This window comes from Nocardiopsis listeri NBRC 13360, assembly GCF_001570765.1.
Lineage (GTDB): Bacteria > Actinomycetota > Actinomycetes > Streptosporangiales > Streptosporangiaceae > Nocardiopsis > Nocardiopsis listeri.
Genome location: NZ_BCSH01000044.1, coordinates 50,738 through 72,724, shown reverse-complemented (window position 1 = coordinate 72,724; position 21,987 = coordinate 50,738). Strand labels below are relative to the sequence as shown.

The 21,987-nt window shown below is 69.1% G+C and carries 22 protein-coding genes; 12 read left to right on the top strand and 10 right to left on the bottom strand.

Annotated features, from left to right (window positions below):
• Nucleotides 1-237: 237 nt before the first annotated feature.
• The gene (locus tag NLI01S_RS14795; RefSeq protein ID WP_067604737.1) at nucleotides 238-1,911 is read left to right on the top strand and encodes a glycosyl hydrolase family 18 protein; all 1,674 of its coding nucleotides are present in this window, start codon (nucleotides 238-240) and stop codon (nucleotides 1,909-1,911) included.
• Nucleotides 1,912-2,146: 235 nt separating this feature from the next.
• The gene (locus NLI01S_RS14790; protein ID WP_067604733.1) at nucleotides 2,147-2,998 is read left to right on the top strand and encodes an alpha/beta fold hydrolase; all 852 of its coding nucleotides are present in this window, start codon (nucleotides 2,147-2,149) and stop codon (nucleotides 2,996-2,998) included.
• Here NLI01S_RS14790 and meaB read toward each other — a convergent pair.
• Both meaB and NLI01S_RS14780 read right to left on the bottom strand, forming a co-directional pair.
• Nucleotides 2,967-3,926: a methylmalonyl Co-A mutase-associated GTPase MeaB gene (meaB, locus tag NLI01S_RS14785; protein WP_067604731.1), complete on the bottom strand. Its 960-nt coding sequence runs from the start codon at nucleotides 3,924-3,926 to the stop codon at nucleotides 2,967-2,969. The genes NLI01S_RS14790 and meaB overlap by 32 nt on opposite strands.
• A 128-nt stretch (nucleotides 3,927-4,054) precedes the next feature.
• On the bottom strand, nucleotides 4,055-5,242 hold the full coding sequence (locus NLI01S_RS14780) for an acetyl-CoA C-acetyltransferase (protein ID WP_067604730.1): 1,188 nt from the start codon (nucleotides 5,240-5,242) through the stop codon (nucleotides 4,055-4,057).
• 85 nt (nucleotides 5,243-5,327) lie between these two features.
• On the opposite strand from NLI01S_RS14780, the gene mce reads away from it, so the two are divergent.
• Nucleotides 5,328-5,786: a methylmalonyl-CoA epimerase gene (gene mce, locus NLI01S_RS14775; RefSeq protein WP_067604728.1), complete on the top strand. Its 459-nt coding sequence runs from the start codon at nucleotides 5,328-5,330 to the stop codon at nucleotides 5,784-5,786.
• Between the two features lie 414 nt (nucleotides 5,787-6,200).
• On the top strand, nucleotides 6,201-7,487 hold the full coding sequence (locus tag NLI01S_RS14770; protein WP_067604727.1) for a DivIVA domain-containing protein: 1,287 nt from the start codon (nucleotides 6,201-6,203) through the stop codon (nucleotides 7,485-7,487).
• 97 nt (nucleotides 7,488-7,584) lie between these two features.
• Here NLI01S_RS14770 and NLI01S_RS14765 read toward each other — a convergent pair whose 3' ends face one another.
• The 4 genes from NLI01S_RS14765 to NLI01S_RS14750 form a co-directional block, all read right to left on the bottom strand.
• A complete protein-coding gene (locus NLI01S_RS14765) occupies nucleotides 7,585-8,316 on the bottom strand; it encodes an alpha/beta hydrolase (RefSeq protein ID WP_067604726.1) in 732 nt (243 codons plus the stop codon).
• A 26-nt stretch (nucleotides 8,317-8,342) separates the two neighbouring features.
• Complete coding sequence (locus tag NLI01S_RS14760) at nucleotides 8,343-8,666, bottom strand: ATP/GTP-binding protein (RefSeq protein WP_190318472.1); 324 nt, start codon at nucleotides 8,664-8,666, stop codon at nucleotides 8,343-8,345.
• Between the two features lie 79 nt (nucleotides 8,667-8,745).
• The gene (locus NLI01S_RS14755) at nucleotides 8,746-9,963 is read right to left on the bottom strand and encodes a 3-hydroxyacyl-CoA dehydrogenase (protein ID WP_084392602.1); all 1,218 of its coding nucleotides are present in this window, start codon (nucleotides 9,961-9,963) and stop codon (nucleotides 8,746-8,748) included.
• Nucleotides 9,964-10,019: 56 nt separating this feature from the next.
• Nucleotides 10,020-11,231, bottom strand: a complete 1,212-nt coding sequence (locus NLI01S_RS14750) for an MFS transporter (protein WP_067604723.1) — start codon at nucleotides 11,229-11,231, stop codon at nucleotides 10,020-10,022.
• Between the two features lie 72 nt (nucleotides 11,232-11,303).
• On the opposite strand from NLI01S_RS14750, the gene nucS reads away from it, so the two are divergent.
• The 8 genes from nucS to NLI01S_RS14710 all read left to right on the top strand — a co-directional run bounded on the left by nucS (nucleotide 11,304) and on the right by NLI01S_RS14710 (nucleotide 19,125).
• A complete protein-coding gene (gene nucS, locus NLI01S_RS14745) occupies nucleotides 11,304-11,981 on the top strand; it encodes an endonuclease NucS (RefSeq protein ID WP_067604722.1) in 678 nt (225 codons plus the stop codon).
• A gap of 121 nt (nucleotides 11,982-12,102) precedes the next feature.
• The gene (locus tag NLI01S_RS14740; RefSeq protein ID WP_067604719.1) at nucleotides 12,103-12,969 is read left to right on the top strand and encodes an ABC transporter ATP-binding protein; all 867 of its coding nucleotides are present in this window, start codon (nucleotides 12,103-12,105) and stop codon (nucleotides 12,967-12,969) included.
• Nucleotides 12,966-13,796 carry an ABC transporter permease gene (locus NLI01S_RS14735; protein WP_067604718.1) on the top strand — a complete coding sequence of 277 codons (831 nt, stop codon included), beginning with the start codon at nucleotides 12,966-12,968 and terminating at the stop codon, nucleotides 13,794-13,796. Before NLI01S_RS14740 ends, NLI01S_RS14735 begins: the two co-directional genes overlap by 4 nt.
• Nucleotides 13,797-13,801: 5 nt before the next feature.
• Nucleotides 13,802-15,061 carry a sensor histidine kinase gene (locus tag NLI01S_RS14730; RefSeq protein WP_084392606.1) on the top strand — a complete coding sequence of 420 codons (1,260 nt, stop codon included), beginning with the start codon at nucleotides 13,802-13,804 and terminating at the stop codon, nucleotides 15,059-15,061.
• Between the two features lie 27 nt (nucleotides 15,062-15,088).
• On the top strand, nucleotides 15,089-15,727 hold the full coding sequence (locus NLI01S_RS14725) for a response regulator (protein WP_067604717.1): 639 nt from the start codon (nucleotides 15,089-15,091) through the stop codon (nucleotides 15,725-15,727).
• A gap of 66 nt (nucleotides 15,728-15,793) precedes the next feature.
• Nucleotides 15,794-16,462, top strand: a complete 669-nt coding sequence (locus tag NLI01S_RS14720; RefSeq protein WP_067604713.1) for a DUF1707 SHOCT-like domain-containing protein — start codon at nucleotides 15,794-15,796, stop codon at nucleotides 16,460-16,462.
• A 232-nt stretch (nucleotides 16,463-16,694) separates the two neighbouring features.
• Nucleotides 16,695-18,209 carry a M20/M25/M40 family metallo-hydrolase gene (locus tag NLI01S_RS14715; RefSeq protein ID WP_067604709.1) on the top strand — a complete coding sequence of 505 codons (1,515 nt, stop codon included), beginning with the start codon at nucleotides 16,695-16,697 and terminating at the stop codon, nucleotides 18,207-18,209.
• Nucleotides 18,210-18,528: 319 nt separating this feature from the next.
• Nucleotides 18,529-19,125, top strand: coding sequence for a cob(I)yrinic acid a,c-diamide adenosyltransferase (locus NLI01S_RS14710; RefSeq protein WP_067604707.1), 597 nt, complete (start codon nucleotides 18,529-18,531; stop codon nucleotides 19,123-19,125).
• Here NLI01S_RS14710 and NLI01S_RS14705 read toward each other — a convergent pair.
• The 4 genes from NLI01S_RS14705 to atpD form a co-directional block, all read right to left on the bottom strand.
• Nucleotides 19,122-19,427, bottom strand: a complete 306-nt coding sequence (locus NLI01S_RS14705) for an MTH1187 family thiamine-binding protein (protein WP_067604705.1) — start codon at nucleotides 19,425-19,427, stop codon at nucleotides 19,122-19,124. The genes NLI01S_RS14710 and NLI01S_RS14705 overlap by 4 nt on opposite strands.
• A 65-nt stretch (nucleotides 19,428-19,492) precedes the next feature.
• Nucleotides 19,493-20,005, bottom strand: coding sequence for a DUF2550 domain-containing protein (locus NLI01S_RS14700; protein ID WP_084392601.1), 513 nt, complete (start codon nucleotides 20,003-20,005; stop codon nucleotides 19,493-19,495).
• 22 nt (nucleotides 20,006-20,027) lie between these two features.
• On the bottom strand, nucleotides 20,028-20,417 hold the full coding sequence (locus NLI01S_RS14695) for a F0F1 ATP synthase subunit epsilon (protein ID WP_067604703.1): 390 nt from the start codon (nucleotides 20,415-20,417) through the stop codon (nucleotides 20,028-20,030).
• 124 nt (nucleotides 20,418-20,541) lie between these two features.
• Entirely contained in the window at nucleotides 20,542-21,987 is a 1,446-nt protein-coding gene (gene atpD, locus NLI01S_RS14690; protein WP_067604701.1) for a F0F1 ATP synthase subunit beta, read from the bottom strand.

Sequence of the window (21,987 nt, the reverse complement as noted above, 5' to 3'; positions counted from 1 at the left end):
CACTCATCTAGGCGGTGTGCTCGTCACCGGGTCCCGTCGCGAAGCGGGCACGGATCCCACCGTCATCGAAAATCCCGCCGGCGACCTGCGACTTCGCGGATCGTCCGAAGAAACCCGCCGTGAGGGCGTTGACGCCGCCCGGAATTATTAGTTAAGTTTCCTAAAAATTAATCCCCCCACGTCAGTACGGCCCTGGCCCCGCACTCGGCCACTGACAAGCCCCCAGGAGACCCCGACGTGAGCGCACGACGACTCAGGAACACACTCGCGGTTCCCGCCGCGGCGGTTCTCGCGGTACCGCTCGCACTGGCCTCGTCCCCCGCGGCCGCGCAGGAGACCGACGCCTCCGACCTCACCGTGACCTACGTGGAGTCGGCCCGCTGGAACAGCGGCTACACCGGCGAGATCACCGTCCACAACGCATCCGACACCGACCTCGTCGACTGGACCCTCGAATTCGATCTCCCCGAGGGCAGCGCGGTCCACGAACTGTGGAACGCCTCCGTCACGGGTTCCTCGGATGAGGGCTACACCGTCACTCCCCCGGTCTGGGGCGCGGTCGTCCCCGCCGGTGGTACCTACGCCTTCGGGTTCAACGGCGTCCACTCCGATGGCACCACCCACCTGTCGGACTGCACGATCAACGGCGCGAACTGCGCGGGCACCGTCTCCTCCGGTCCCGGGCACGACGCGATGAACGTCGCCTACTTCACCCAGTGGGGCCCGCAGGAACGCGACTACCACGTCCGTGACCTGGTGGAATCGGGCAGCGCCGGCAAGCTCACGCACATCAACTACGCGTTCGGCAACGTCGGTACCGACGGCGAGTGCTTCATGACCGACGAGCCGGAGGAGGGCGACGCCCTCGCCGACTACGGTCGGGTGGTCCCCGCCTCGGAGAGCGTCGACGGTGCCGCGGACGGCCCCGGCCAGCCCCTGCGCGGCAACTTCAACCAGCTGCGCAAGCTCAAGGAGCTGTATCCGGAGCTGGTCGTCGACATCTCCCTGGGCGGCTGGAACTGGTCCAAGAACTTCTCCGACGCGGCGCTGACCCCCGAGTCCCGTGAGCGTCTGGTGAGCTCCTGCGTGGACCTGTACCTGCGCGGGAACCTCCCCGAGATCGACGGCACCGGTGGTGAGGGCGTCGCCTACGGGATCTTCGACGGCATCGACCTGGACTGGGAGTGGCCCGGATCCGACGGCCACCCCGACAACGTGGTGCGCCCCGAGGACCGTGAGAACTTCACCGCCCTGGTCCGCGAGTTCCGCGAACAGCTCGACGAGTTGGGCGAGGAGACCGGCCGGCACTTCGAACTGAGTTCGTTCATGCCCGCGGGTGCCTGGCGACTGGACACCGGCTACGAACTGGACGAGGTCATGGCCGACTTCGACTTCGTCACCGTGCAGGGCTACGACTACCACGGCACCTGGGAGACGGTCACCAACCACCAGTCCAACCTGGTGCCCGACCCGAACGACCCCGGTGACGTGATCTCCGCCGAGACCAATCTCCAGGCGTACGTGGAGCGCGGGGTCGACCCCGCCAAGATCGTCCTGGGCGTGCCGTTCTACGGCCAGGGGTGGACGGGCGTGGAGTCCGGGCCGAACGACGACGGGCTGTTCCAGTCCGCCGAGGGGCCCGCCCCCGGCACCTACGCGGACGGCACCGAGGACTGGAAGGTCCTCAAGGACCTGAGCGGCTTCGAGGTGCACCGCGACGACGATCTCGGTACCGCCTGGCTCTACGACGGTGAGACCTTCTGGACCTACGACGACGAGGTCGCCATGACCCAGAAGACCGACTGGGCCCTGGAAAACGATCTGGGCGGCGTCATGATCTGGTCCATCGACGGCGACGACGCCGACGGAAGCCTCATCACCGCGATCGACGCGGCGTTGGGCGGCCGGTAGCCGAGCCCCCGTTCGGCCGTGCGCCGAACGGGCCGAGACGGCGTCGGTGCTCTGATCCGGGGAGCACCGCCGCCCGACCGGGGTGGACCGACGTGCGACGGTCCACCCCGGTCCCTCTTTTCTCGAGGACTTTTCTCGAGGACGCTTCACGGGGGTGCGATGAGTTCGGTGAGGAGAACCGGTCCATACGGGTGAGGTCGCCCTGGACGGCGACCCATAGCGAAGGGAACCGGACATGACCAGTACGCACACCCTGAGGACCCCGGACGGGGTCATCCACTACGAGATCCGCGGCGAGGGGCCGCTCCTGGTGCTGACCGGGGCACCGATGGGCGGTGAAGCGTTCGTACCGTTGGCGGAGGCGCTCTCGGACACTCACGCCGTGGTCACCCATGACCCGAGGGGCATCGGTCGCAGCGTGCTCGACGATCCCGACCAGGACTCCACACCCGAGGCGCGCGCCGACGACCTCGTCGCGATCCTGAACGATCTGGGCACCGACGAGGCCGACTTCCTCGGTTCCAGCGGCGGGGCCGTGACCATCTTGGCGCTGGCCGAACGCCATGCCGATCGGGCCCGCACCATCGTGGCGCACGAGCCTCCGCTGCTCGGGCTACTGCCGGAGGCGGAGGAACAGTTCGCGGTCACCGAGGAGATCATCGCGACCTACCACCGGGACGGCGCGGGGGCGGCCTGGCGCCGATTCATGATCAACGCGGGTTTCCCCGCACCGGAGGAAGGCACCGAGGAGATCGGCCCGAGCGCGGACGAGGAAGAGGACGGAGCGGACGACGGGGAGAACGACCGACGGTTCTACGTCCATGAACTCCGGGGCACCGTGCACCACCGGGTCGACCCCGCTCGGATCGCCGCCGGATCCGCCCGGGTGGTCCTCGCGCTGGGGGCGGCCTCGGACGGCCTGATCACCGACCGGACCGCCCGGGCGCTGGCGGAACTGCTCCATACCGACCCCGTGGTGTTCCCCGGGGACCACGGCGGGTTCATGGAGGACCCGGACGGGTTCGCCGGTGTCCTGCGCGAGGTCCTCGCCCCGGTCACGGAAGCGGGTCGGCTCCCAGCTCCTTGAGCAGCAGGTCTGCGGCGGTGTAGGGGTCGCGGTCGCCCACGGCCACCTCATGGGCCAGGGTGTCCAGGCCGCCGTCGGCCCCGACCCCGCCCAGGCGTGCGCGCAACAACTCCAGCACGATGGCCTCGACCTCGCCCCGCGCGCGGGCACGGCGTCGTTCGGCGAGCTCACCGGAGGCCTCCAGGTGGGCGAAGTGCTGTTCGACGCGCTCCCACAGCTCACCCACGCCCTCGTCCTGGGAGGCCACCGTCATGACGATCGGCGGCTTCCACTCGTGGTCGGTGCGGTCCTTCATCGCGATCATCTGACGCAGTTCACGCAGGGTCGACCTGGCGCCGTCCCGGTCGGCCTTGTTGATCGCGAACACGTCGCCGACCTCGAGCACACCGGCTTTGGCGGCCTGGACCGCGTCGCCCATCCCGGGGGCGCTCAACACCACGGTGGTGTCCGCCTGGCTCGCGATGTCGACCTCCGACTGGCCCACTCCCACGGTCTCCACGAGGATGACGTCGAACCCGGCCGCGTCCAGTACCCGCAGCGCGTGCGGCGTCGCCCACGACAGCCCGCCCAGATGGCCCCGGTTGGCCATGGAACGGATGTACACCTGCGGGTCGGCGGAGTGCTCCTGCATCCGCACCCGGTCGCCCAGCAGAGCACCCCCGGTGAACGGCGAGGAGGGGTCCACCGCCAGGACGGCGACCGACCTGCCCTGGGCCCTCGCGGCGCGCACCACGGCGTTGGTGGTGGTGGACTTGCCCACCCCCGGTGACCCGGTGAAGCCGACCACGTGGGCCCGGCCGGTGTGGGGCGCCAACCCCGCCATGATGGGGCGCAGTTCCTCGGCACCATTCTCCACCAGGGTGATCGCGCGGGCCAGGGCCCTGCGGTCACCACCGCGGACCCGTTCGACCAGCTGGGGGGCGTTCATGTGACTCCTCGAGAAGTACCGCGCGGGGCGGAGGCTCGTGGCCTTCCGCCCCGCGGTGGACAGGTGCGTCGTGCGACCGTTCGGGGGTGGCCCTGGTCGCACGGGTTCGTTCGGACGTCGTACGGGAGTTACTCGGCGGGCACCGAGAACAGCAGGGCGTCGCCCTGGCCGCCGCCGCCGCACAGGGCCGCGGCGCCCAGGCCACCGCCACGCCGGCGCAGCTCGTGCACCAGGTGCAGGGCGATACGGGCACCGGAGGCGCCGATCGGGTGACCGATCGCGATGGCGCCGCCGTTGACGTTGACCATGTCCTCGGAGACGCCGAGGTCCTCGGTCGACTTCAGGCCCACCGCGGCGAACGCCTCGTTGATCTCGACGAGGTCCAGGTCCTCGACCTTCTTGCCCGCCTTGCCCAGGGCGTGCTTGATGGCGTTGGAGGGCTGGGAGTGCAGGGAGTTGTCGGGGCCGGCCACGTTTCCGTGCGCCCCGATCTCGGCGAGGATCGGAGCGCCGAGCTCCTCGGCCTTGGCCCGGCTCATCACGACCACCACGGCGGCACCGTCGGAGATCTGCGAGGAGGAACCGGCGGTGATGGTGCCCTCGCGGTCGAAGGCCGGACGCAACCTGCCCAGGCTCTCTGCGGTGGTGTCGGCGCGGACGCCCTCGTCGTGCGAGAAGACGACCGGGTCGCCCTTTCGCTGCGGGATCTCGACGGGGACGATCTCCTCGTCGAACAGGCCCTTCTCGGCCGCGGCGGCGGCGCGCTGGTGCGAGCGGGCGGCGAAGGCGTCCTGCTCGGGACGCTCGATGCCGAGCTTGCCGTTGTGGCGCTCGGTGGAGGCGCCCATGGAGGCGCCCTCGAAGGAATCGGTGAGGCCGTCGTGCGCGGTGGCGTCCAGGACCTCGATGGAGCCGTACTTGTAGCCCTTACGGGACTTGGGCAGCAGGTGCGGGGCGTTGGTCATGGACTCCATGCCGCCGGCTACCACGATGTCGAACTCGCCCGCGCCGATGAGCTGGTCGGCGAGGGCGATCGCGTCCAGGCCGGACAGGCAGACCTTGTTGATGGTCACCGAGGGGACGTCCATGGGGATACCGCCCTTGACGGCGGCCTGACGGGACGGGATCTGGCCCGCGCCGGCCTGCAACACCTGTCCCATGATCACGTATCCGACCTGCTCACCGCTGATGCCGGCGCGCTCCAGCGCGGCCTTGATCGCGAAGCCGCCCAGGTCTGCGGCGGAGAACCCGGCGAGGGAGCCGAGGAGTCTGCCGGTGGGGGTCCGTGCCCCACCGACGATGACGGAACCGGGCATCTTAACTGGCCTCCAAGTGATGGGTGACGCACCTGGTCTGCAACGATACCCACACGGATCACATCGACGTTCGAGAGGTTCACCCGTGAGCGACGCACCCGTTCCCACCGGCCCGTTCTCCGGGCTGACCCGTCTGGACCACGTGGGTATCGCCTGTAAGGACCTGGACGCCGCCATCGATTTCTACCGGCGCACGTACGGCTTCGAGGTCGAGCACGAGGAGGTGAACGAGGAGCAGGGTGTACGCGAGGCGATGCTGCGGGTCAACGGCACCGACGACGGCGGCGCCACCTGTCTCCAACTGCTGGAGCCGACCCGCGACGACTCCCCCGTCGCGAGGTTCCTGGAACGCAACGGCGAGGGCGTGCACCACCTCGCGTTCGGCACCGCCGACGTGGCCGCGAGCGCGGCGGGGATCGGTGAGCGCGGGGTACGGGTCCTGGACGCCGAACCGCGCGCCGGCACCGCGGGTTCACGGATCGTTTTCCTCCACCCGAAGGACTGCGGTGGCGTTCTGACCGAATTGGTGCAAGGCTCGCACTGAGGGAACGCCCCATGATCGACCGGGCCGACGAAGTCACGGTGACGTCCCGAACGCATCACGTATTGACTTCCGCGAGAGCGGCCGACCTTGGACCCCACCGGAAGTTACACCAAACCCCCTTCCCCGGTGTTGCACGCTTGATAAAGTCGGCTAGCTGCCGGATGTACTTTTCTTCCGGCGTTGGTCCATGTCTTGCAGTCCGGTCGTGAACCGGGGCGGCCATAACCACCAACGACACCGACCGGATCGGCCCTCGTAGTCCGGCCCGAGTCGACCATCGAACCCATCCGCCCACACCCTCGGCGCACGTACCTCGGACTCACACCGTCCCGGGGGCACCGCAGTTCCCTCCTGCCGTCCCCGGCAGTACGCAAGTACAAGTAGCCGTCTCGCACCCGTTCAGGATTCCGCCACATGTCGTCAAACAACATCGACACCCAGCTCAACAACATCTTCGACGAAGACAACGCTCCGCCCGAGTTCGACGTGGTGTTGCGTGGCTTTGACCGCAACCAGGTGCAGGACTACCTCGACGGGCTCCGCAACGAGGTCAAGGAGGCCAACGGCGCGGCCGAGAAGTACAAGGCCGAGCTGAACTCCAAGCAGCGTCAGCTGCAGGAGCGCGAGCGTCCCACCTACTCCGGTCTGGGCTCGCGCATCGAGGAACTGCTCCGTCTGGCCGAGGAACAGGCCAACGAGCTCGTCCAGGGCGCCCAGATCGACGCCAACGACATTCGTTCGGCGGCCAAGATCGAGGCCGCGGAGATGCGCGCCGCCGCCGAGTCCGAGGCCACCGAGGTCCGCACGCTCGCCCAGCGCGAGGCCGACGAACAGCGCCAGTCCGCCGAGTCCGAGGCGGAGGAGATCAGCACCACGGCCCGCCGTGAGGCCGACGAGCTGGCCTCCACCACCGAGCGCGAGGTCCAGAAGAAGCGCTCCGCCGTCGACCACGAGATCGCCGAGAAGCGCGCCACCTTCGAGGGTGAGATCGCCAAGCTGCGCACCACCACCGAGCGTGAGTGCGCCCAGGCCCGCGCCGCCGCCAAGCGCGAGCGCGACGAGACGATCCAGTCCGCCAAGAGCCAGGCCGAGGAGCTGCGCAAGAACGCCGAGCGCGCCTACGCCGAGTCCGAGGCCCGTCGCACCGAGACCGAGGACCAGTTCGAGCTACAGCTGGCCGACCGTCGTGCCGAGGCCGAGCGTCAGGACGCCGAGCGTCTGGCCGCCGCCCAGGCTGCCACCCAGCAGATGGTCAGCGAGGCCGAGGAGCGCGCTCGTAGCGCCGAGGAGCGCGCCACCAAGGCCAGCCAGCAGGCCGAGCACACCCGCCGCGAGGCCGAGAACCACGCCAAGACGCTGGTCGGCAACGCCAAGAAGAACGCCGGCCAGATCGACGCCGACGCCAAGGCCAAGGCCGAGCACCAGGTCTCCGATGCCAAGGCCGAGGCCAACCGCATCATGGCGATCGCCAAGAAGGAGGTCGAGGAGCTCAACCGCCAGCGCGACAGCATCCAGTCGCACCTGCAGCAGCTGCGTCAGCTGCTCGGTGGCGGTGGCGCCGCTCCGGCGCCGGCCGCTCCGGCCGGTGCCGCGCCCGCGGCCATCCAGCAGGAGCCCGCTCCGGCGGCTCCGGTCGAGGAGGCCAAGCAGCCGGCCCACTCCGGTAAGGGCGCCGACGACGAGGACTGGTGGCAGGAGTAGTCACGGCCCTCGCGGCCGTGATCGTCTGACACGGTGAAGGGCACGGAAGCCGCCCCTGGCGGATTCCGTGCCCTTCCTCATGTGCGGCGGCGCAAGGCTACACGGTGTCCTTCTCCCAGGGACCGTCCCACTCGGTGGGCAGCGGAGACGCCTCGGGGGCGACCCGCTGGACGATCTCGTCGAGGACGCGGCGCACATAGGGTTCGCCGACCCACAGGTGTTTGGCTCCGTCCACCCCGATGATCTCCGCCTGGGTGAGCGGTGCGAAGCGTTCACGGGCCTCGTCGGGCTTGAGGTAGTCGTCGTGTTCGGGGACCAGCGCCACCACCGGCTTACCGGATTCGGTCCACACCGCCATGTCCGACTCGTCGGCCCGGTGCAGGGGCGGCGACAGCAGGATGGCGCCCTTCACCTGGGGGTCACAGCCCCACTTGAGCGCCAGTTCGGTACCGAAGGACCAGCCCAACAGCCAGGGTCGGGGGAGTTCCTCGAACTCGGTGAACTCGATGGCGGCGAGCACGTCGTGCTTCTCGGTCTCTCCCTCGCCGAACTCGCCCTGGCTGGTGCCGTGTCGGGAGGTGGTGCCCCGGGTGTTGAACCGCAGGACCGCGATGTTGGCCAACGCCGGCAGCCGGAAGGACGCCTTGCGCAGCACGTGGCTGTCCATCATGCCCTGGGCGGTGGGCAGCGGGTGCAGGCACACGATGGTGGCGTCCGGCTTCCCGCCCTCGGGCATCGCCAGTTCCCCGACCAGTTCGAGGCCGTCGGCGGTGTGCAGGGTGATGGGGCGCCGATCGGCGGGCAGCACCGTGGTGGCTCGGATCTCCATGGCTCCTTCTTCGGTGGGGTCCGGGATCAGTATCGGGGGGCCCTGGGTGAGCGCTGGGAGCGCCTTTCCCAACAGGAGGAGTGCCAGTGACGCCGATCGCCGCCATCCCCGTAGGGACGCCACGCGACCACGTGCGGCATGCCGGTGGGGATCTCCTGGGCGCAGCCGGGACAGCGGTAGACCTTGGTGGCGGCCGATCCGGATACACGGCGGGTGACGTACTCACCGTCCGGTCCGGTCTCACGGCGTTGCCCCCCGGTGATGCGCAGCATGAGGGCGTCCTCATCGGGGGGACCGGCCGCCGACTTGCGGCCGGACTTACGGCGGGGGCTGTTTCGGCGCGGGCTCACCGTTCAAGGGTAGAAGAGAAACGACAGTGGCCGCCATCACACCCCGGGGTGCGATGACGGCCAAGGTGAAGCGGCGACGCTAGGCACCCCCGTGGCAGGCACAGCCGCCGTGGCCTTCGGAGTCCTCCACGTCGGGCAGGCGGTCCATGAGCAGCGGTGCCGGCACCGCGATGGTGGTGAGGCTGTACTCGCCCATCGACACCAGGGTGGTGATGACGGACTCGGCGCCGCGGTCCTCCAGGAGTTCGGTCGGACCCTTCGGGTAACCACAGCCGAACCGCAGGGCCGTGTCGACGTCCTTGGCGGAGGCGTAACCGTCGCCGATCATGCGCATGGCGTCGTCGATCTGCGCCGCGATGAGCATCTCGCCGATGTCGAGTGTCTCCTCCTCGCGGACCATCTGGGCGAGACGACCGGTGCGCCGCGACTCGGGGGCGTCGTCCTTGCCCTTGTAGAAGCCCTGTCCGGTCTTGCGGCCGAGGCGGCCGGCGGCGACCATGCGGCGCAGTAGCGGAGAGGCGGAGTAGCGCGGGTCGTGGAACTCCTCCCACAGCACGTCCATGACGGCCAGGCACACGTCCAGGCCGACCAGGTCGGCGAGGGTGAGCGGGCCCATCGGCAGGCCGGCGGCCTTCTTGACGGACTCGTCGATCTCCTCACGGGTGGCGATCTGCCGCTCGTAGAGGCGGATGCCGTCGTTGATGTAGGGCACCAGCAGGGCGTTGGCCACGAAACCGCCGCGGTCGCCGACCGTGATCGGGGTCTTGCCGATGCGCTTGGCGACCTCGGTGACGACGTCGACGGTCTCATCGGTGGTGGAGACGGTCGTGATGACCTCGGCCAGCTTCATGACCGGGGCCGGGTTGAAGAAGTGGAGACCGACGACCTTCTCGGGGCGGTCGGTCAGCGCGGCGATCTCGGTGACGGACAACGAGGACGTGTTGGTCGCCAGGATCGTGCCGGGAGCGCAGATCCGGTCGAGGTCGCCGAACACGTCACGCTTGATGTCCATGCGCTCGGGGACGGCCTCGACGACGAAGTCCACGTCGGCCAGGTCCTCGCGGGACGCGCTGAACGTGAAGCGCGCGTCGATCTCGGAGCGTTCCTCCTCGGTGAGTTTGCCCTTTTCGACCGCACGAGAGAGGGACTTGTCCACGTGACCTCGCCCGCGGTCGAGGGCGGCCTGGTCGATCTCGACCCCGACGATATCGAAGCCCGCACGGGCGAACACCTCAGCGATGCCCGCACCCATCGTGCCCAGTCCAACGACGCCGACCTTCTTGAATTCCTGCACCATGAGCCCCACTTTAGACGCCTCGAACCACGAGACCGCGCACCGGTACCCGTTCCGTCCTACTCGTTGGTAGTCGGGCCGGGGATCGACCGGCGACCGGCCGGAACGACCGCGATCGCCGCCGCGGCGAACACCGCACCCACCGCGAAGACCCACGGCAGTCCGGCCACCGTGATGACCACGGCCATGAGCAATGGGGTGAGCGTGGTACTGATCGCCTGCAACCAGTTCTGCACGGCGAGCGCCCGACCGGCCCACGCGGTCCCGGCTATCTCCGCCACGGAGGTGAAGGTCAACCCGTTGTGCCACATGGTCAGGATCAGGCAGACGAGCACCAGGGGCACCGCGCTCCACGACCAGGCCTGTGGCAGGAACGTGAGCAGGAGCAGGACCAGCGCGCCGGACGCGGCGAGGGTGCGGACGGGTCGCATGCGTTCACCGGTGCGATCGGAGACCGCGCCCAGGACCAGACGACCGATCGCACCCGGAACCTGAGCGGCGGCGACCACCACCCCGGCGGCCGGCGCACCCCATCCCTGTTCCTGTACGAGGTAGAGGACGGCGTAGGTCATCAACGTGACCTGGGGAACGCCCAGGAGCATGCTCACTCCGTGCACGCGCCAGATCGTCCACTCCCGGTAGGGCGAACGAGGCGGGACGTCTGTGACCTCCCGCTCACGTTCCGGGGCGCTTCGCGCTCGTTCGGTCCGGGGCGGTTCCGTGGGCATCGCCAGGACCAGGGGGACCGCCGCTAGGGCGAGCAACGCCGGCAGGGTCATGGCCCCCACGAACCCCCAGGCCTCGGCGGCGCCGGGCAGCACCAGCGCGGATATCCCGACCCCCACGGGCAACCCCGACTGTCGGATGCCCATCGCCAGTCCGCGTTCCCCGGCGGTGAACCAGGTGAGGACCAAACGGCCGCTGGCGGCGTTGACGGGACCACCTACCGCGCCGAGGAGCAGGAACACCGCCGCCACCGACCACAGACCGGGCGTGATCCACAACAGTCCGAGGGCGCCCGTGGTCAGGGTCAGGCTGAGCGCCATGGTGCCGCGCTCCCCCACCCGGTCGATGACCACGCCCCAGATCAACAGGGTGAGCAGCAGCCCGAAGGAGGGCAGTCCGGCCAGGACACCGGCCTGGGCGGTGTTCACCCCGAAGTCCTCGCGCAGCCGCGGCAGCACCACCGGAATCCCGAAGATGGCCGAGACGCTCGCCACCTGCGCGACCATGCTGATGGACAGGACGACCCAACGATTACGCACGAGCATCCGGACAGCCTAGGTTCCGGTCAGGGGCGAAGCGGCTCCGAGGGGGCGCCGGAAGCGGTAACGTGACGTCCCGTGCGTCTCGTCATCGCGCGGTGCAGCGTCGACTATGCCGGCCGGCTCACCGCCCACCTGCCCATGGCTCCCCGCCTGATCCTCATCAAGGCGGACGGGAGCGTGTCCATCCACGCCGACGATCGGGCGTTCAAGCCGCTGAACTGGATGAACCCTCCGTGCAAACTGCGGGAGGAGACCGTCGAGGACGGCCCGGACGTGTGGACGGTCACGCACGAAAAGTCCGGGGAGAAGCTCGTGCTGACGATGGAGGAGATCATGCACGACTCCTCGCACGAACTCGGCAAGGATCCCGGGCTGCAGAAGGACGGGGTCGAGGCGCACCTGCAGGAACTGCTGGCCGAGCACATCACCACGCTCGGCGAGGGTTACACGCTCGTCCGCCGCGAGTACCCCACCGCGATCGGTCCGGTGGACATCCTGTGCCGTGACGGGGAGAACAAGACCGTCGCGGTGGAACTGAAACGACGCGGCGACATCGACGGCGTCGAACAGCTCACCCGCTACCTGGAGCTGCTCAACCGCGACCCGTCCCTGGCCCCGGTCACCGGTGTGTTCGCCGCCCAGGAGATCAAGCCCCAGGCCAAGGTCCTGGCCGAGGACCGCGGCATCTCGTGCGTGGTCCTGGACTACGACGAGCTCCGCGGCATCGAACCCGACACCCTCCGCCTGTTCTGAACCCTTCCGTCCCCTGAGGGGGCGGCCTTGGGACCCTGAGCCCGTGTCCTCCCACCGGAGGACACGGGCTCGTCTTCGTGGTGGATACCCCCGTGCCCCCCTCCCACGGGAGGCTCGGGACATGAACGAAACGGTCATCGAGGTCGACGACCTCCGTAAGCGGTACGGCGACACCGAAGCCGTCGCCGGCATCGACCTGGGCATCGAGCTCGGTGAGATCTTCGCGCTGCTGGGCCCCAACGGCGCCGGCAAGTCCACCACAGTCGAGATCCTGGAGGGGTTCCGTGGACGCGACGGCGGCAATGTGCGGGTCTTGGGCGTGGATCCCGGTCGGGCGGGGCCCGCTTGGCGTTCCCGGGTCGGTGTCGTCCGGCAGAAGGAGACCCTCGTCCCGAAGCTGCCGGTGCGCGACCTCGTACGGCACTTCGCCGGCTACTATCCGCTGGCCGACGACCCCGACGAGGTGATCGAACGGGTCGGGTTGGCGCACAAGTCCCGCGAACTCGCCGAGTCCCTGTCCGGCGGGCAACTGCGCCGACTGGACGTGGCCCTGGGCATCATCGGCCGCCCCGAACTCCTCTTCCTGGACGAGCCCACCACCGGCTTCGATCCCCGGGCGCGGCGGGAGTTCTGGGGGCTGATCCGGGCCCTGGCCGACGGCGGCACCACCATCGTGCTCACCACCCACTACCTGGAGGAGGCCGAGGCGCTGGCCGACCGGGTGTGCGTGCTGGCGCGCGGTCGTGTCCGGGCGATCGACGCCCCCGCCGCACTCGACGGGCGCGCCCACGCGCGGGCCACCGTGTCCTGGCGCGAGGGGGGCCAACGACGGGAGGTCCGCACCGACGAACCCACCCGGGTGGTCGCGGAACTGGCCGGCCGCTTCGTCGACGAGATCCCGGAACTGAGCGTGCACCGCCCCACCCTGGAGGAGGTCTACCTCGGCATGATCAAGGACGACCACGCGATCGAGGAGACCTCGATATGAGCACCCGGCCCATCGCCCCGCGCACCCCGCGCCCACCCGGCGCGTTGCGTCTGGGCCTGTCCCGGGGATGGGTGGAGATCCGCACGTTCTCCCGCGAATGGGAGGGGGTCCTGTTCACCTTCCTCCTGCCCACGGTCATCCTCGCCCTGTTCGCGACCGTCATGGGCGGGTTCTTCGACATGGGTGTGTCGGCCGTCGACTACTTCCTGCCCGGCCTCATCGCCATGGGCCTGATGTCGGTCAGCTTCCAGACCCTGGGCGTCTCGATCGCCACCGAACGCGAGTACGGAATGCTGCGGCGGCTGCGCGGCACCCCGATGCCGCCCAGCGCCTACTTCGTCGGCAAGACCATCCTGGTGCTGTTCCTGGCCCTGGGACAGGTGGTCCTGCTCCTGGGGGTGGCCCGCCTGTTCTTCGACGCCGCCCTGCCCACCACCGTGGCGGCCTGGGCCACCATCGCGTGGGTGTTCCTCCTGGGCACCGTCGCCTGTTCGCTGCTGGGTATCGCCGTGAGTTCACTGGCCCGTACCCCGCAGGCGGCTTCCGCCGTGGTCACCTTCCCCTTCCTCATCCTGCAGTTCGTCTCGGGCATCTTCGTGCCGGTGTCGGCCCTGCCGGAATGGTTGCTGAACCTGGCATCCCTCTTCCCGTTGCTGTGGATGGCCCAGGGCATGCGCGCCGGGTTCTTCCCCGATGCCATGGCCGGACTCGAACCATCGGGGTCGTGGGAGCTGCCCACGGTCGCGCTGGCGCTGGGGATCTGGTGTGTGGTGGGCTTGGCCGTGACACTGACGACGTTCCGTTGGAAGAACCGTAAGGACGGTTGACCGTGATGACGGATCCGGCTCCGGAGGAGGACACCGCCGCCCCCTGGCCCGGGTCCCGCCGCCGCAAGATCCGTCCCTCGGCGGAGTGGCACGCGTGGGACCTGGGTCGCTGGTGGCATCCCACCTTCACCGTCGCGATACTCGCCATGATCATGCTCGCGCTGATCAGCGGGCCCGAGCGGTGGAGGTGGGTGACGGCCACCCTGATGGCCGCGGTCCTCCTGGTCTACTTCGTGTTCGCCCGCCCCACCTTCAGCACCGGCAACGACCTGCCCGGTCACCGACAGGCACTGGGGCTGATGCTGCTGTTCCTGCTTCCGACCCTGCCCGCGATCGTCCTCAACCCGACCCTGATGGTCTCACTGGTGGTGATCGCCCCGGTGTTCTTCATGACCGTGGGCAGCACGTACGCGGTGCCCGCCCTGGCCGTGTTGTTGCTGTTCCCTGCCCTGTTGGGAGGCCTGTCGGGGCACAGGGACTGGGGGTCGGTCGGTATCACCCTGCTGGCCAACGGGGCGATCCTGGGATACGCCCTGTGGTTCAGCGGTTGGATCGAACGGATCATCTACCAGAGCGCCGAGCGTTTCATCCTCATCGAACAGCTGAGCAGCAGCCGCCGGGAGGCCGCCCGCCTGTCCGAGCAGGCGGGGGCGATGGCCGAGCGCGAACGGTTGGCCCGTGAGCTGCACGACACCCTTGCCCAAGGGTTCACCAGCATCATCACCCTCACCCAGGCGGTGGAGTCGGAGCTGGACACCGACCCCGCGACCGCACGCCGCCACCTGGCGTTGACGCGCGAGACCGCCGCCGAGAACCTGGCCGAGGCACGCGCGATGGTCGCCGCCCGACGAGCGGTAACGGTGGAGGGCGACGACCTGGACGGGGCGATCTCCCGGATCGGGGAACGCCTCGGCCGCGAACTGGGCATCGAGGTGATCGCGACGGTCACGGGTTCCCCCGAGGAACTCTCCAACGACCTGCGGGTGTGTCTGCTGCGCACCGCCCAGGAGGCGCTGGCCAACGTCCGCAAGCACGCCGGGGCCGCCAGTGCCCGGGTCACCCTCGCCTACACCGACGTCGGCGTCCTGCTGACCGTGGCCGACGACGGCGCCGGCTTCGACGTCTCCCGCCCCTCCGACGGCAACGGCCTGGCGAACATGCGCCACCGGGCCGAGGAGGTCGGTGGGACCCTGGACCTGGACAGCGCGCCCGGTCGGGGTACCACCATCCGTCTCACCATCCCCCGTGACGAAGCGGAGGAGTGACCCGCGTTGCAAAGAGAAGGCCGCACCATGATCCGTGTCCTGCTGGTGGACGACCATCCCGTGGTCCGCGAGGGCATTCGCGGCATGCTCAGCACCGAACCCGACCTGGAGATCGTGGGCGAGGCCGGTTCGGGCCCCGAGGCGGTGGTCCGGGTCGCCGCCTTGGAACCCGACGTGGTCCTGATGGACCTGCGCATGCCCGGCGGTGACGGGGCGGAGGCCACCGAACGGATCCGCGCCGACCACCCCGACGTCCACGTGCTGGTGCTCACCACCTATGACACCGACACCGACATCCTGCGCGCGGTCGAGGCCGGGGCGACCGGCTACCTGCTCAAGGACACCCCGCGCGCGGAACTGGCCGACTCGATTCGTTCGGCGGCCCGGGGCGAGACGGTGCTCAGTGGGCGTCTGGCCGGGAAGTTGCTCTCCCGCGTGCGACGCGATCCCGAACCGGAGAAACCGGCGGCGCTGTCGCCACGCGAGGTGGAGGTGCTCCGTCTGGCGGCGGAAGGACACACCAACGCGGCGATCGGTCGGGCCTTGCGGATCAGCACCACCACCGTCAAGACCCACTTGATGCGCGCGTACGAGAAACTGGGGGTGGGCGACCGGACCGCGGCGGTCTCCCAGGCGTTGCGTCGCGGGTTGCTCCCCGACACGTGAGATCTCAGGGCCTTCTCAGGGGCTTTCCCGGAGGCCGGATCCGCGGACCCTCGGAACAATAGAACTATGGTGGACACGATGAGCGAACTCACCCCCCACGAGGACCACAACGCACGGATGCGGGCGTCGGACGCCGACCGTGACGCCGTCGCACACCGTCTCCGGGACGCCCTGGCCGAGGGCCGCCTGGACCCCGACGAGCACGGGGAGCGTCTGGACGCGGTCTATCGCGCCAAGACCCTCGGCGAGCTCGTCCCCCTGACCCGAGACCTGCCGGACACCGGAGCCGCTCCCATGCCGGCCCCCACCGACTTCCGTTCACCCCGTCCCGTCTACGGTGCGGGCCGGATCGTGGACATGCCGCCCAGCAGCCGGACCTCCCTGGTACTCATGGGCGGCGCCGACCGTTCCGGGAACTGGGTCCTCCCGGGCACGTTCACCGCGGTGGCGGTGATGGGCGGTATCGAACTCGACCTGCGCGAGGCCAGGTTCACCCAGCGCGAGACGACCATCTGGATCGGCACGGCGATGGGCGGTATCGGGATCATCGTCCCCGACGACGTCCAGGTGCGCGTGCACGGCCTGCCGATCATGGGCGGCTTCGGGATCGAGGGGAACACCCCCAGCGTGGTGGACCCGGGCGCCCCGATCGTGCACATCCGCGGGATCGCGGTGATGGGCGGTGTGGGCGTCGAGTACCGGGCGCGCAAGCACCAGAACGAGAACGAGAGGTAGCCGCACGCCCCTGCTCCATCCCCGTGGTCGAGACGTTCCGGTCGATTTCGGCCGTCCATCCAACCACAGTGCCCACCCGTGTGTAAGGTCTGTGGCTGATTGTGGCAATGTGGTGCGCCCACCCTTGCCGCCGCCACCGAGCGGTGCGAGGCTTCAGCGGTACCTCGCCCACCCCACGAGTCCATCCCCCATTCCACGGTTCGATGGACCCCCGCATACGGGAGGAAGCATCGTGCGTCCGAACCATCCCGGGCAGCCGCCCGCGGCCCCCTCATCCCGACGGCGCAGAGCCATCACCACGGGTCTGGCCGCCCTGTGCCTCACCGCGGGCACCCTGGCGAGCGGCCCGGCCCACGCCGACGAGCTGCCGTTGTCGGAGGCCGTGACCGCCGAGGCGATCCAGGCCCACCTGACCAACCTCGACACCATCGCCGAGTACAACGGCGGCAACCGGGCCAGCGGCACCCCCGGCTACGACGTCGCGGCCCTGTACATCGAGGATCAACTCGAACGCGCCGGGTACGAGCCCTACCGTCACGAGTACGACTACGAGTCCTGGCGGGAGAACACCCCCGCGGTGCTCGCCCGGACCGCCCCGGACGAGCGCGCCTACGAGCTCGACGAGGACTACGTCACCATGAGCTACTCCAGCGCCGGTGACGTGACCGCCCCCGCCGTCGCGGTCAACGCCGAAAGCGAGGAGAGCGGTTGCTCCCCCGACGACTTCGCCGACTTCCCCGAGGGCGCGATCGCCATCACCCTCCGTGGCACCTGCCCGTTCGGTGACAAGGTGCAGAACTCCGCCGACGCCGGTGCCTCGGCCGCCGTGGTCGTCAACAACGAGGACGAGGTCTTCCTCGGCACCGTCGGCACGACCTCCGGCATCCCGGCCATCGGTGTCTCCGGCCTGGCCGGCGCGGACCTGCTCGACACCTCGGGCCTGGAACTCCAGGTCACCGTGGACTCGGAGGTCGCCCAGGAGAGCTCCTACAGCATCCTGGCCCAGACCCCCGGCGGCAAGGACGACAACGTGGTGGTCGTCGGCGGCCACCTGGACAGCGTCGAAGAGGGCCCCGGCATCAACGACAACGGCAGCGGCGCCGCCTTCGTCCTGGAGACCGCCCTGCGCATGGCCGAGAAGGAGGACCCGAACAACAAGGTCCGTTTCGCCTTCTGGGGCACCGAGGAGTCCGGCCTGGTCGGCTCCAACGAGTACGTGGCGGACCTGTCCGAGCAGGAGGTCGACGACATCGCCCTCTACCTGAACTTCGACATGATCGGATCGCACAACTACGGCCGGTTCGTCCTGGACGGCCGCATGGACCTGCCCGAGTCCGGTGGCGCCCCCGCCGGCTCCGGCGCGATCGCCAAGGTCTTCGAGGACTACTTCGAAGGTCAGGGCCAGGTCAGTGAGCCCGGCGTGCTGAGCGGGCGCAGCGACTACTCGGCCTTCATGCAGGCGGGGATCCCGTCCGGTGGCCTGTTCTCCGGTGCCGACGGCGTCAAGACCGAGGAGCAGGCCGAGTGGTACGGCGGTGAAGAGGGCGCGATGTTCGACCCCTACTACCACACGCCGGACGACACGATGGAGCACGTCAACTGGGACTCGGTGGCCGAACTGTCGGCCGCGGGCGCGCACGGCGTGGAGTTCCTCGCCGAGACCACCCTGCCGGTGAACGGTGTGGTGCCCTTCAACGCCCCGACCCCGGTGGACCTGCCGCGTCTGGGCGACGCCTGGGTGCGCTAGCAGTGTTCTTTCGTTCGGCTCCACCGGCCGGCTCTGACAGGTGAAAGGGCGGGTGGCGTGAACCCCCCGGTTCCACGCCACCCGCCCTCAGCGGTGTCTCCCCCCGCGCCATCCGCCCGGACGGTCCCCCTCTGGCCCATCCGGGGGCATCATGCGCGAACACCACCGGAAACTACTTTCCGTAGCTCCCTGATTCCACAAGGTATCAGCGAAACGCGCCACCATCACCCTCCGATATCGAACAGTTATCCTCCGTGACGTCCCGTGCTCACGAGGCCGCCGAAGATTCAGTGACGGGCGCTCCCCTAGGCTGAGACCCATGACCAAACGGGACACGGACAAGCCGGTCGTACTGTCGAAGATCTACACCCGGACCGGAGACGCCGGAAGCACGGCGCTCGGCGACATGAGCAGGACCTCCAAGAACGACACCCGACTCGTCGGGTACGCCGACGCCGAGGAGGCCAACGCCGCCATCGGGGTCGCGCTGGCCATGGGCGAGCTGCCCGAAGACGTACGGACGCTGCTGGTACGGGTGCAGAACGAGCTCTTCGACCTGGGCGCGGACCTGTCCACACCCATCGTCGACGACCCCGAGTACCCGCCCCTGCGCGTCCTTCCCGAGTACGTGGAGCGTCTGGAGGAGGCCTGCGACACCTACAACGCGGACCTGCCCACGCTGCGCAGCTTCATCCTGCCCGGCGGCTCCCCCACGGTGGCGTTGGTGCACACCGCGCGCATCGTGGTGCGACGGGCGGAACGTTCGGTGTGGGCCGCGATCGAGGAACACGGCGACAGCGTCAACCCGCTCACCGCCCAGTACCTCAACCGGCTCTCGGACCTGCTGTTCATCCTCGGCCGGTACGTGGCCGAGGAGGGCGACGAGGTCCTCTGGAAGCCCGGCGGAGAGCGCTAGGAGGAAGCGTCCAACTCGCGCTCGACGGCGTCGACCTTACTGCGCAGGCCGTCGGTGACACCTTCCCGGACGTCGACCTTGAGCGTCGCGCTCACCCGGGACGAACCCTCACCGGCGGCCGCCACCGCGCGTTTGACCACGTCCATGACTTCGTCCCACTCACCCTCGACGGTGGTGAACATAGCGGAGGTCTCGTTGGGCAGCCCACTCTCGCGTACGACCCTGACCGCGCGCGCCACCGCGGGCGCGACGGACTCACCGGTACCGAGCGGGGAAACCGAAAAAGCAACGATGGTACTCATGCGGCCATGGAAACACAGAGGCCCCGCCGGTGTGAACCATGCGGGGCCGCGCGTGGCGGGAGGGCTCAGGCCTCCCAGTGGGTGCCCGGGGGCATCGACTCGGTCCACGACAGGAAACCGGTGAGCTGACGCTCCCCCATGGCCACCTCGTAGACCGCCTTCTCCGGGTCGGCGCCGTCCTCGGCGATCCAGCCGATCTCCAGGACCGTCACGTCGGCCGGCAACGACGCGTCCACCCGCTCCGCGCCGGCGACCTCGCCCCCCGCCATGCGGGGACGACGCCCTACAACGACGAGACCGCGGCGCGACAGTCGAACTGTCGGCCGCGGTCGGAGCGAGAGGACGGGGTACCAGCCGAAGCCACCCGTGCCGTACCGGCCGAAACCGACACGCCAGGTGCCCCGGCGCCCCTTGCCCCCGCACACGCGCAGATAACACTCGATGGCGCCCCCACTACGAACCAGGACGAAACGTCTCAGCGCACCGGCGAGGAACACCACCACGATGAGGGCGACGAGGACGAGGAGCACCCACCACAGGGACTCCGACCACGGTGTTCCCGGCAGCTGCTCCACCACTCGTCACGCCTCTTTCGCTTCGCTAGGCGACTTCCTCGCCGGCGGCGCGCAGACGGCTGCGGGCACGCCCGGCGGCGACGCTGTCGCCCTCCTCGGTCGCGCTCGTCAGAGCCTGACGCGCACGGTCCACATCGATGTCCTCGGCGAGCTCGGCGCTCTCGGCGAGGATGGAAACCCGACCCTCACCCGACACCGAGACGTACCCGCCGTGGGCGGCGGCCTTGACCTCACCGGTCTCTCGGGCCCCCAGCACGCGAACGACCGCGTCATGGGCGAGCAGCGACAGCACCGGCACGTGGCCGGGCATGACACCGATCTCGCCCTCGACGGTCTTCGCGATGACCATGTCGCCCTCGCCTGCCCAAACCTCACGGTCGGGAGAGACGATCTCGACGAAAAGCTTCTTCGACACTGTCACAAACTCCTCGGCTAGCGGGTGGGTTCGGCGGGGCCGAGTACGAATCGATACTCGACCCCGCCTGGCTGGCCCCGCCCGTCGCCCCCGGGCTCACGACCGGGGGCACTGACGCGCAGTCCTAGCCTTCCTGAAGCTTCTTGGCCTTCTCCACGACCATGTCGATGTTGCCGACGTCGAGGAAGGCCTGCTCGGGAAGGTGGTCGTACTCGCCGTCGCACAGACCCTTGAAGGAGGCGATGGTCTCCTCCAGGGGCACGAACACGCCCGGGGTACCGGTGAACTTCTCCGCCACGAACATGTTCTGGGAGAGGAAGCGCTCCAGGCGACGAGCCCGGTTGACGATGATCTTGTCCTCTTCGGACAGCTCGTCCATACCGAGGATGGCGATCTGGTCCTGCAGGTCGTTGTTGCGCTGCAGGATCTCCTTGACCCGCTGGGCGACGTCGTAGTGCTCCTGACCCACGTACTGCGGGTCCAGGATGCGCGAGGACGAGGCCAGCGGGTCCACCGCCGGGTAGATGCCCTTCTGCGAGATCGGCCGGGAGAGCTCGGTCGTCGCGTCCAGGTGGGCGAAGGTCGTCGCCGGAGCCGGGTCGGTGTAGTCGTCCGCGGGAACGTAGATCGCCTGCATCGAGGTGATCGAGTGACCACGCGTCGAGGTGATCCGCTCCTGGAGCTGACCCATCTCGTCCGCCAGGTTGGGCTGGTAACCCACGGCCGAGGGCATACGGCCCAGCAGCGTGGAGACCTCCATACCCGCCTGGGTGAAACGGAAGATGTTGTCGATGAAGAGCAGAACGTCCTGGCCCTGGACGTCACGGAAGTACTCCGCCATCGTCAGAGCCGAGAGCGCCACGCGCAGACGGGTGCCCGGGGGCTCGTCCATCTGACCGAAGACGAGCGCGGTGTCCGGCAGGACTCCCATCTCGTCCATCTCCAGGAAGAGGTCCGTACCCTCACGGGTGCGCTCACCGACACCGGCGAACACGGACACACCACCGAAGTTACGGGCGATACGGGTGATCATCTCCTGGATGAGCACCGTCTTGCCCACACCCGCGCCACCGAAGAGGCCGATCTTCCCACCACGAACGTACGGGGTGAGGAGGTCGATCACCTTGATGCCCGTGACCATCATCTCGGTCTTGGACTCGAGTTGGTCGAAGGAGGGGGCCTTGCGGTGGATCGGCCAGCGCTCGGTCACGCCGAGCTCGGCCGTGGGCACGTCCATGGACTCGCCCAGGGTGTTGAACACGTGACCCTTGACGATGTCGCCGACGGGCACGCTGATGGGCGCGCCGGTGTCGCGCACCTCGGCGCCACGGACCATGCCGTCCTGCGGGGCGAGGGAGATCGCCCGGACGAGGTTGTCACCGAGGTGCTGAGCGACCTCCAGGGTGATGACCTTGTCGGTGCCGCCGATGCTCACGTCGGTGTGCAGGGCGTTGTAGATGGCAGGCAGGGAGCCGACGGGGAACTCCACGTCGACGACCGGGCCGGTGACCCGGGCGATCCGACCGGTGGCGGTGCCGGCGCCGGTCGTCTCTTCAACTGTCGTTGACAC

What these genes read in the sequence shown, in the direction of transcription:
- NLI01S_RS14790 (WP_067604733.1), top strand. Translation starts at nt 2,147, where the DNA reads ATGACCAGTACGCACACCCTGAGGACCCCGGACGGGGTCATCCACTAC.
- meaB (WP_067604731.1), bottom strand. Translation starts at nt 3,926, where the DNA reads ATGAACGCCCCCCAGCTGGTCGAACGGGTCCGCGGTGGTGACCGCAGG.
- NLI01S_RS14780 (WP_067604730.1), bottom strand. Translation starts at nt 5,242, where the DNA reads ATGCCCGGTTCCGTCATCGTCGGTGGGGCACGGACCCCCACCGGCAGA.
- NLI01S_RS14770 (WP_067604727.1), top strand. Translation starts at nt 6,201, where the DNA reads ATGTCGTCAAACAACATCGACACCCAGCTCAACAACATCTTCGACGAA.
- NLI01S_RS14765 (WP_067604726.1), bottom strand. Translation starts at nt 8,316, where the DNA reads ATGGAGATCCGAGCCACCACGGTGCTGCCCGCCGATCGGCGCCCCATC.
- NLI01S_RS14755 (WP_084392602.1), bottom strand. Translation starts at nt 9,963, where the DNA reads ATGGTGCAGGAATTCAAGAAGGTCGGCGTCGTTGGACTGGGCACGATG.
- NLI01S_RS14750 (WP_067604723.1), bottom strand. Translation starts at nt 11,231, where the DNA reads ATGCTCGTGCGTAATCGTTGGGTCGTCCTGTCCATCAGCATGGTCGCG.
- NLI01S_RS14740 (WP_067604719.1), top strand. Translation starts at nt 12,103, where the DNA reads ATGAACGAAACGGTCATCGAGGTCGACGACCTCCGTAAGCGGTACGGC.
- NLI01S_RS14735 (WP_067604718.1), top strand. Translation starts at nt 12,966, where the DNA reads ATGAGCACCCGGCCCATCGCCCCGCGCACCCCGCGCCCACCCGGCGCG.
- NLI01S_RS14730 (WP_084392606.1), top strand. Translation starts at nt 13,802, where the DNA reads ATGACGGATCCGGCTCCGGAGGAGGACACCGCCGCCCCCTGGCCCGGG.
- NLI01S_RS14725 (WP_067604717.1), top strand. Translation starts at nt 15,089, where the DNA reads ATGATCCGTGTCCTGCTGGTGGACGACCATCCCGTGGTCCGCGAGGGC.
- NLI01S_RS14720 (WP_067604713.1), top strand. Translation starts at nt 15,794, where the DNA reads ATGGTGGACACGATGAGCGAACTCACCCCCCACGAGGACCACAACGCA.
- NLI01S_RS14710 (WP_067604707.1), top strand. Translation starts at nt 18,529, where the DNA reads ATGACCAAACGGGACACGGACAAGCCGGTCGTACTGTCGAAGATCTAC.
- NLI01S_RS14705 (WP_067604705.1), bottom strand. Translation starts at nt 19,427, where the DNA reads ATGAGTACCATCGTTGCTTTTTCGGTTTCCCCGCTCGGTACCGGTGAG.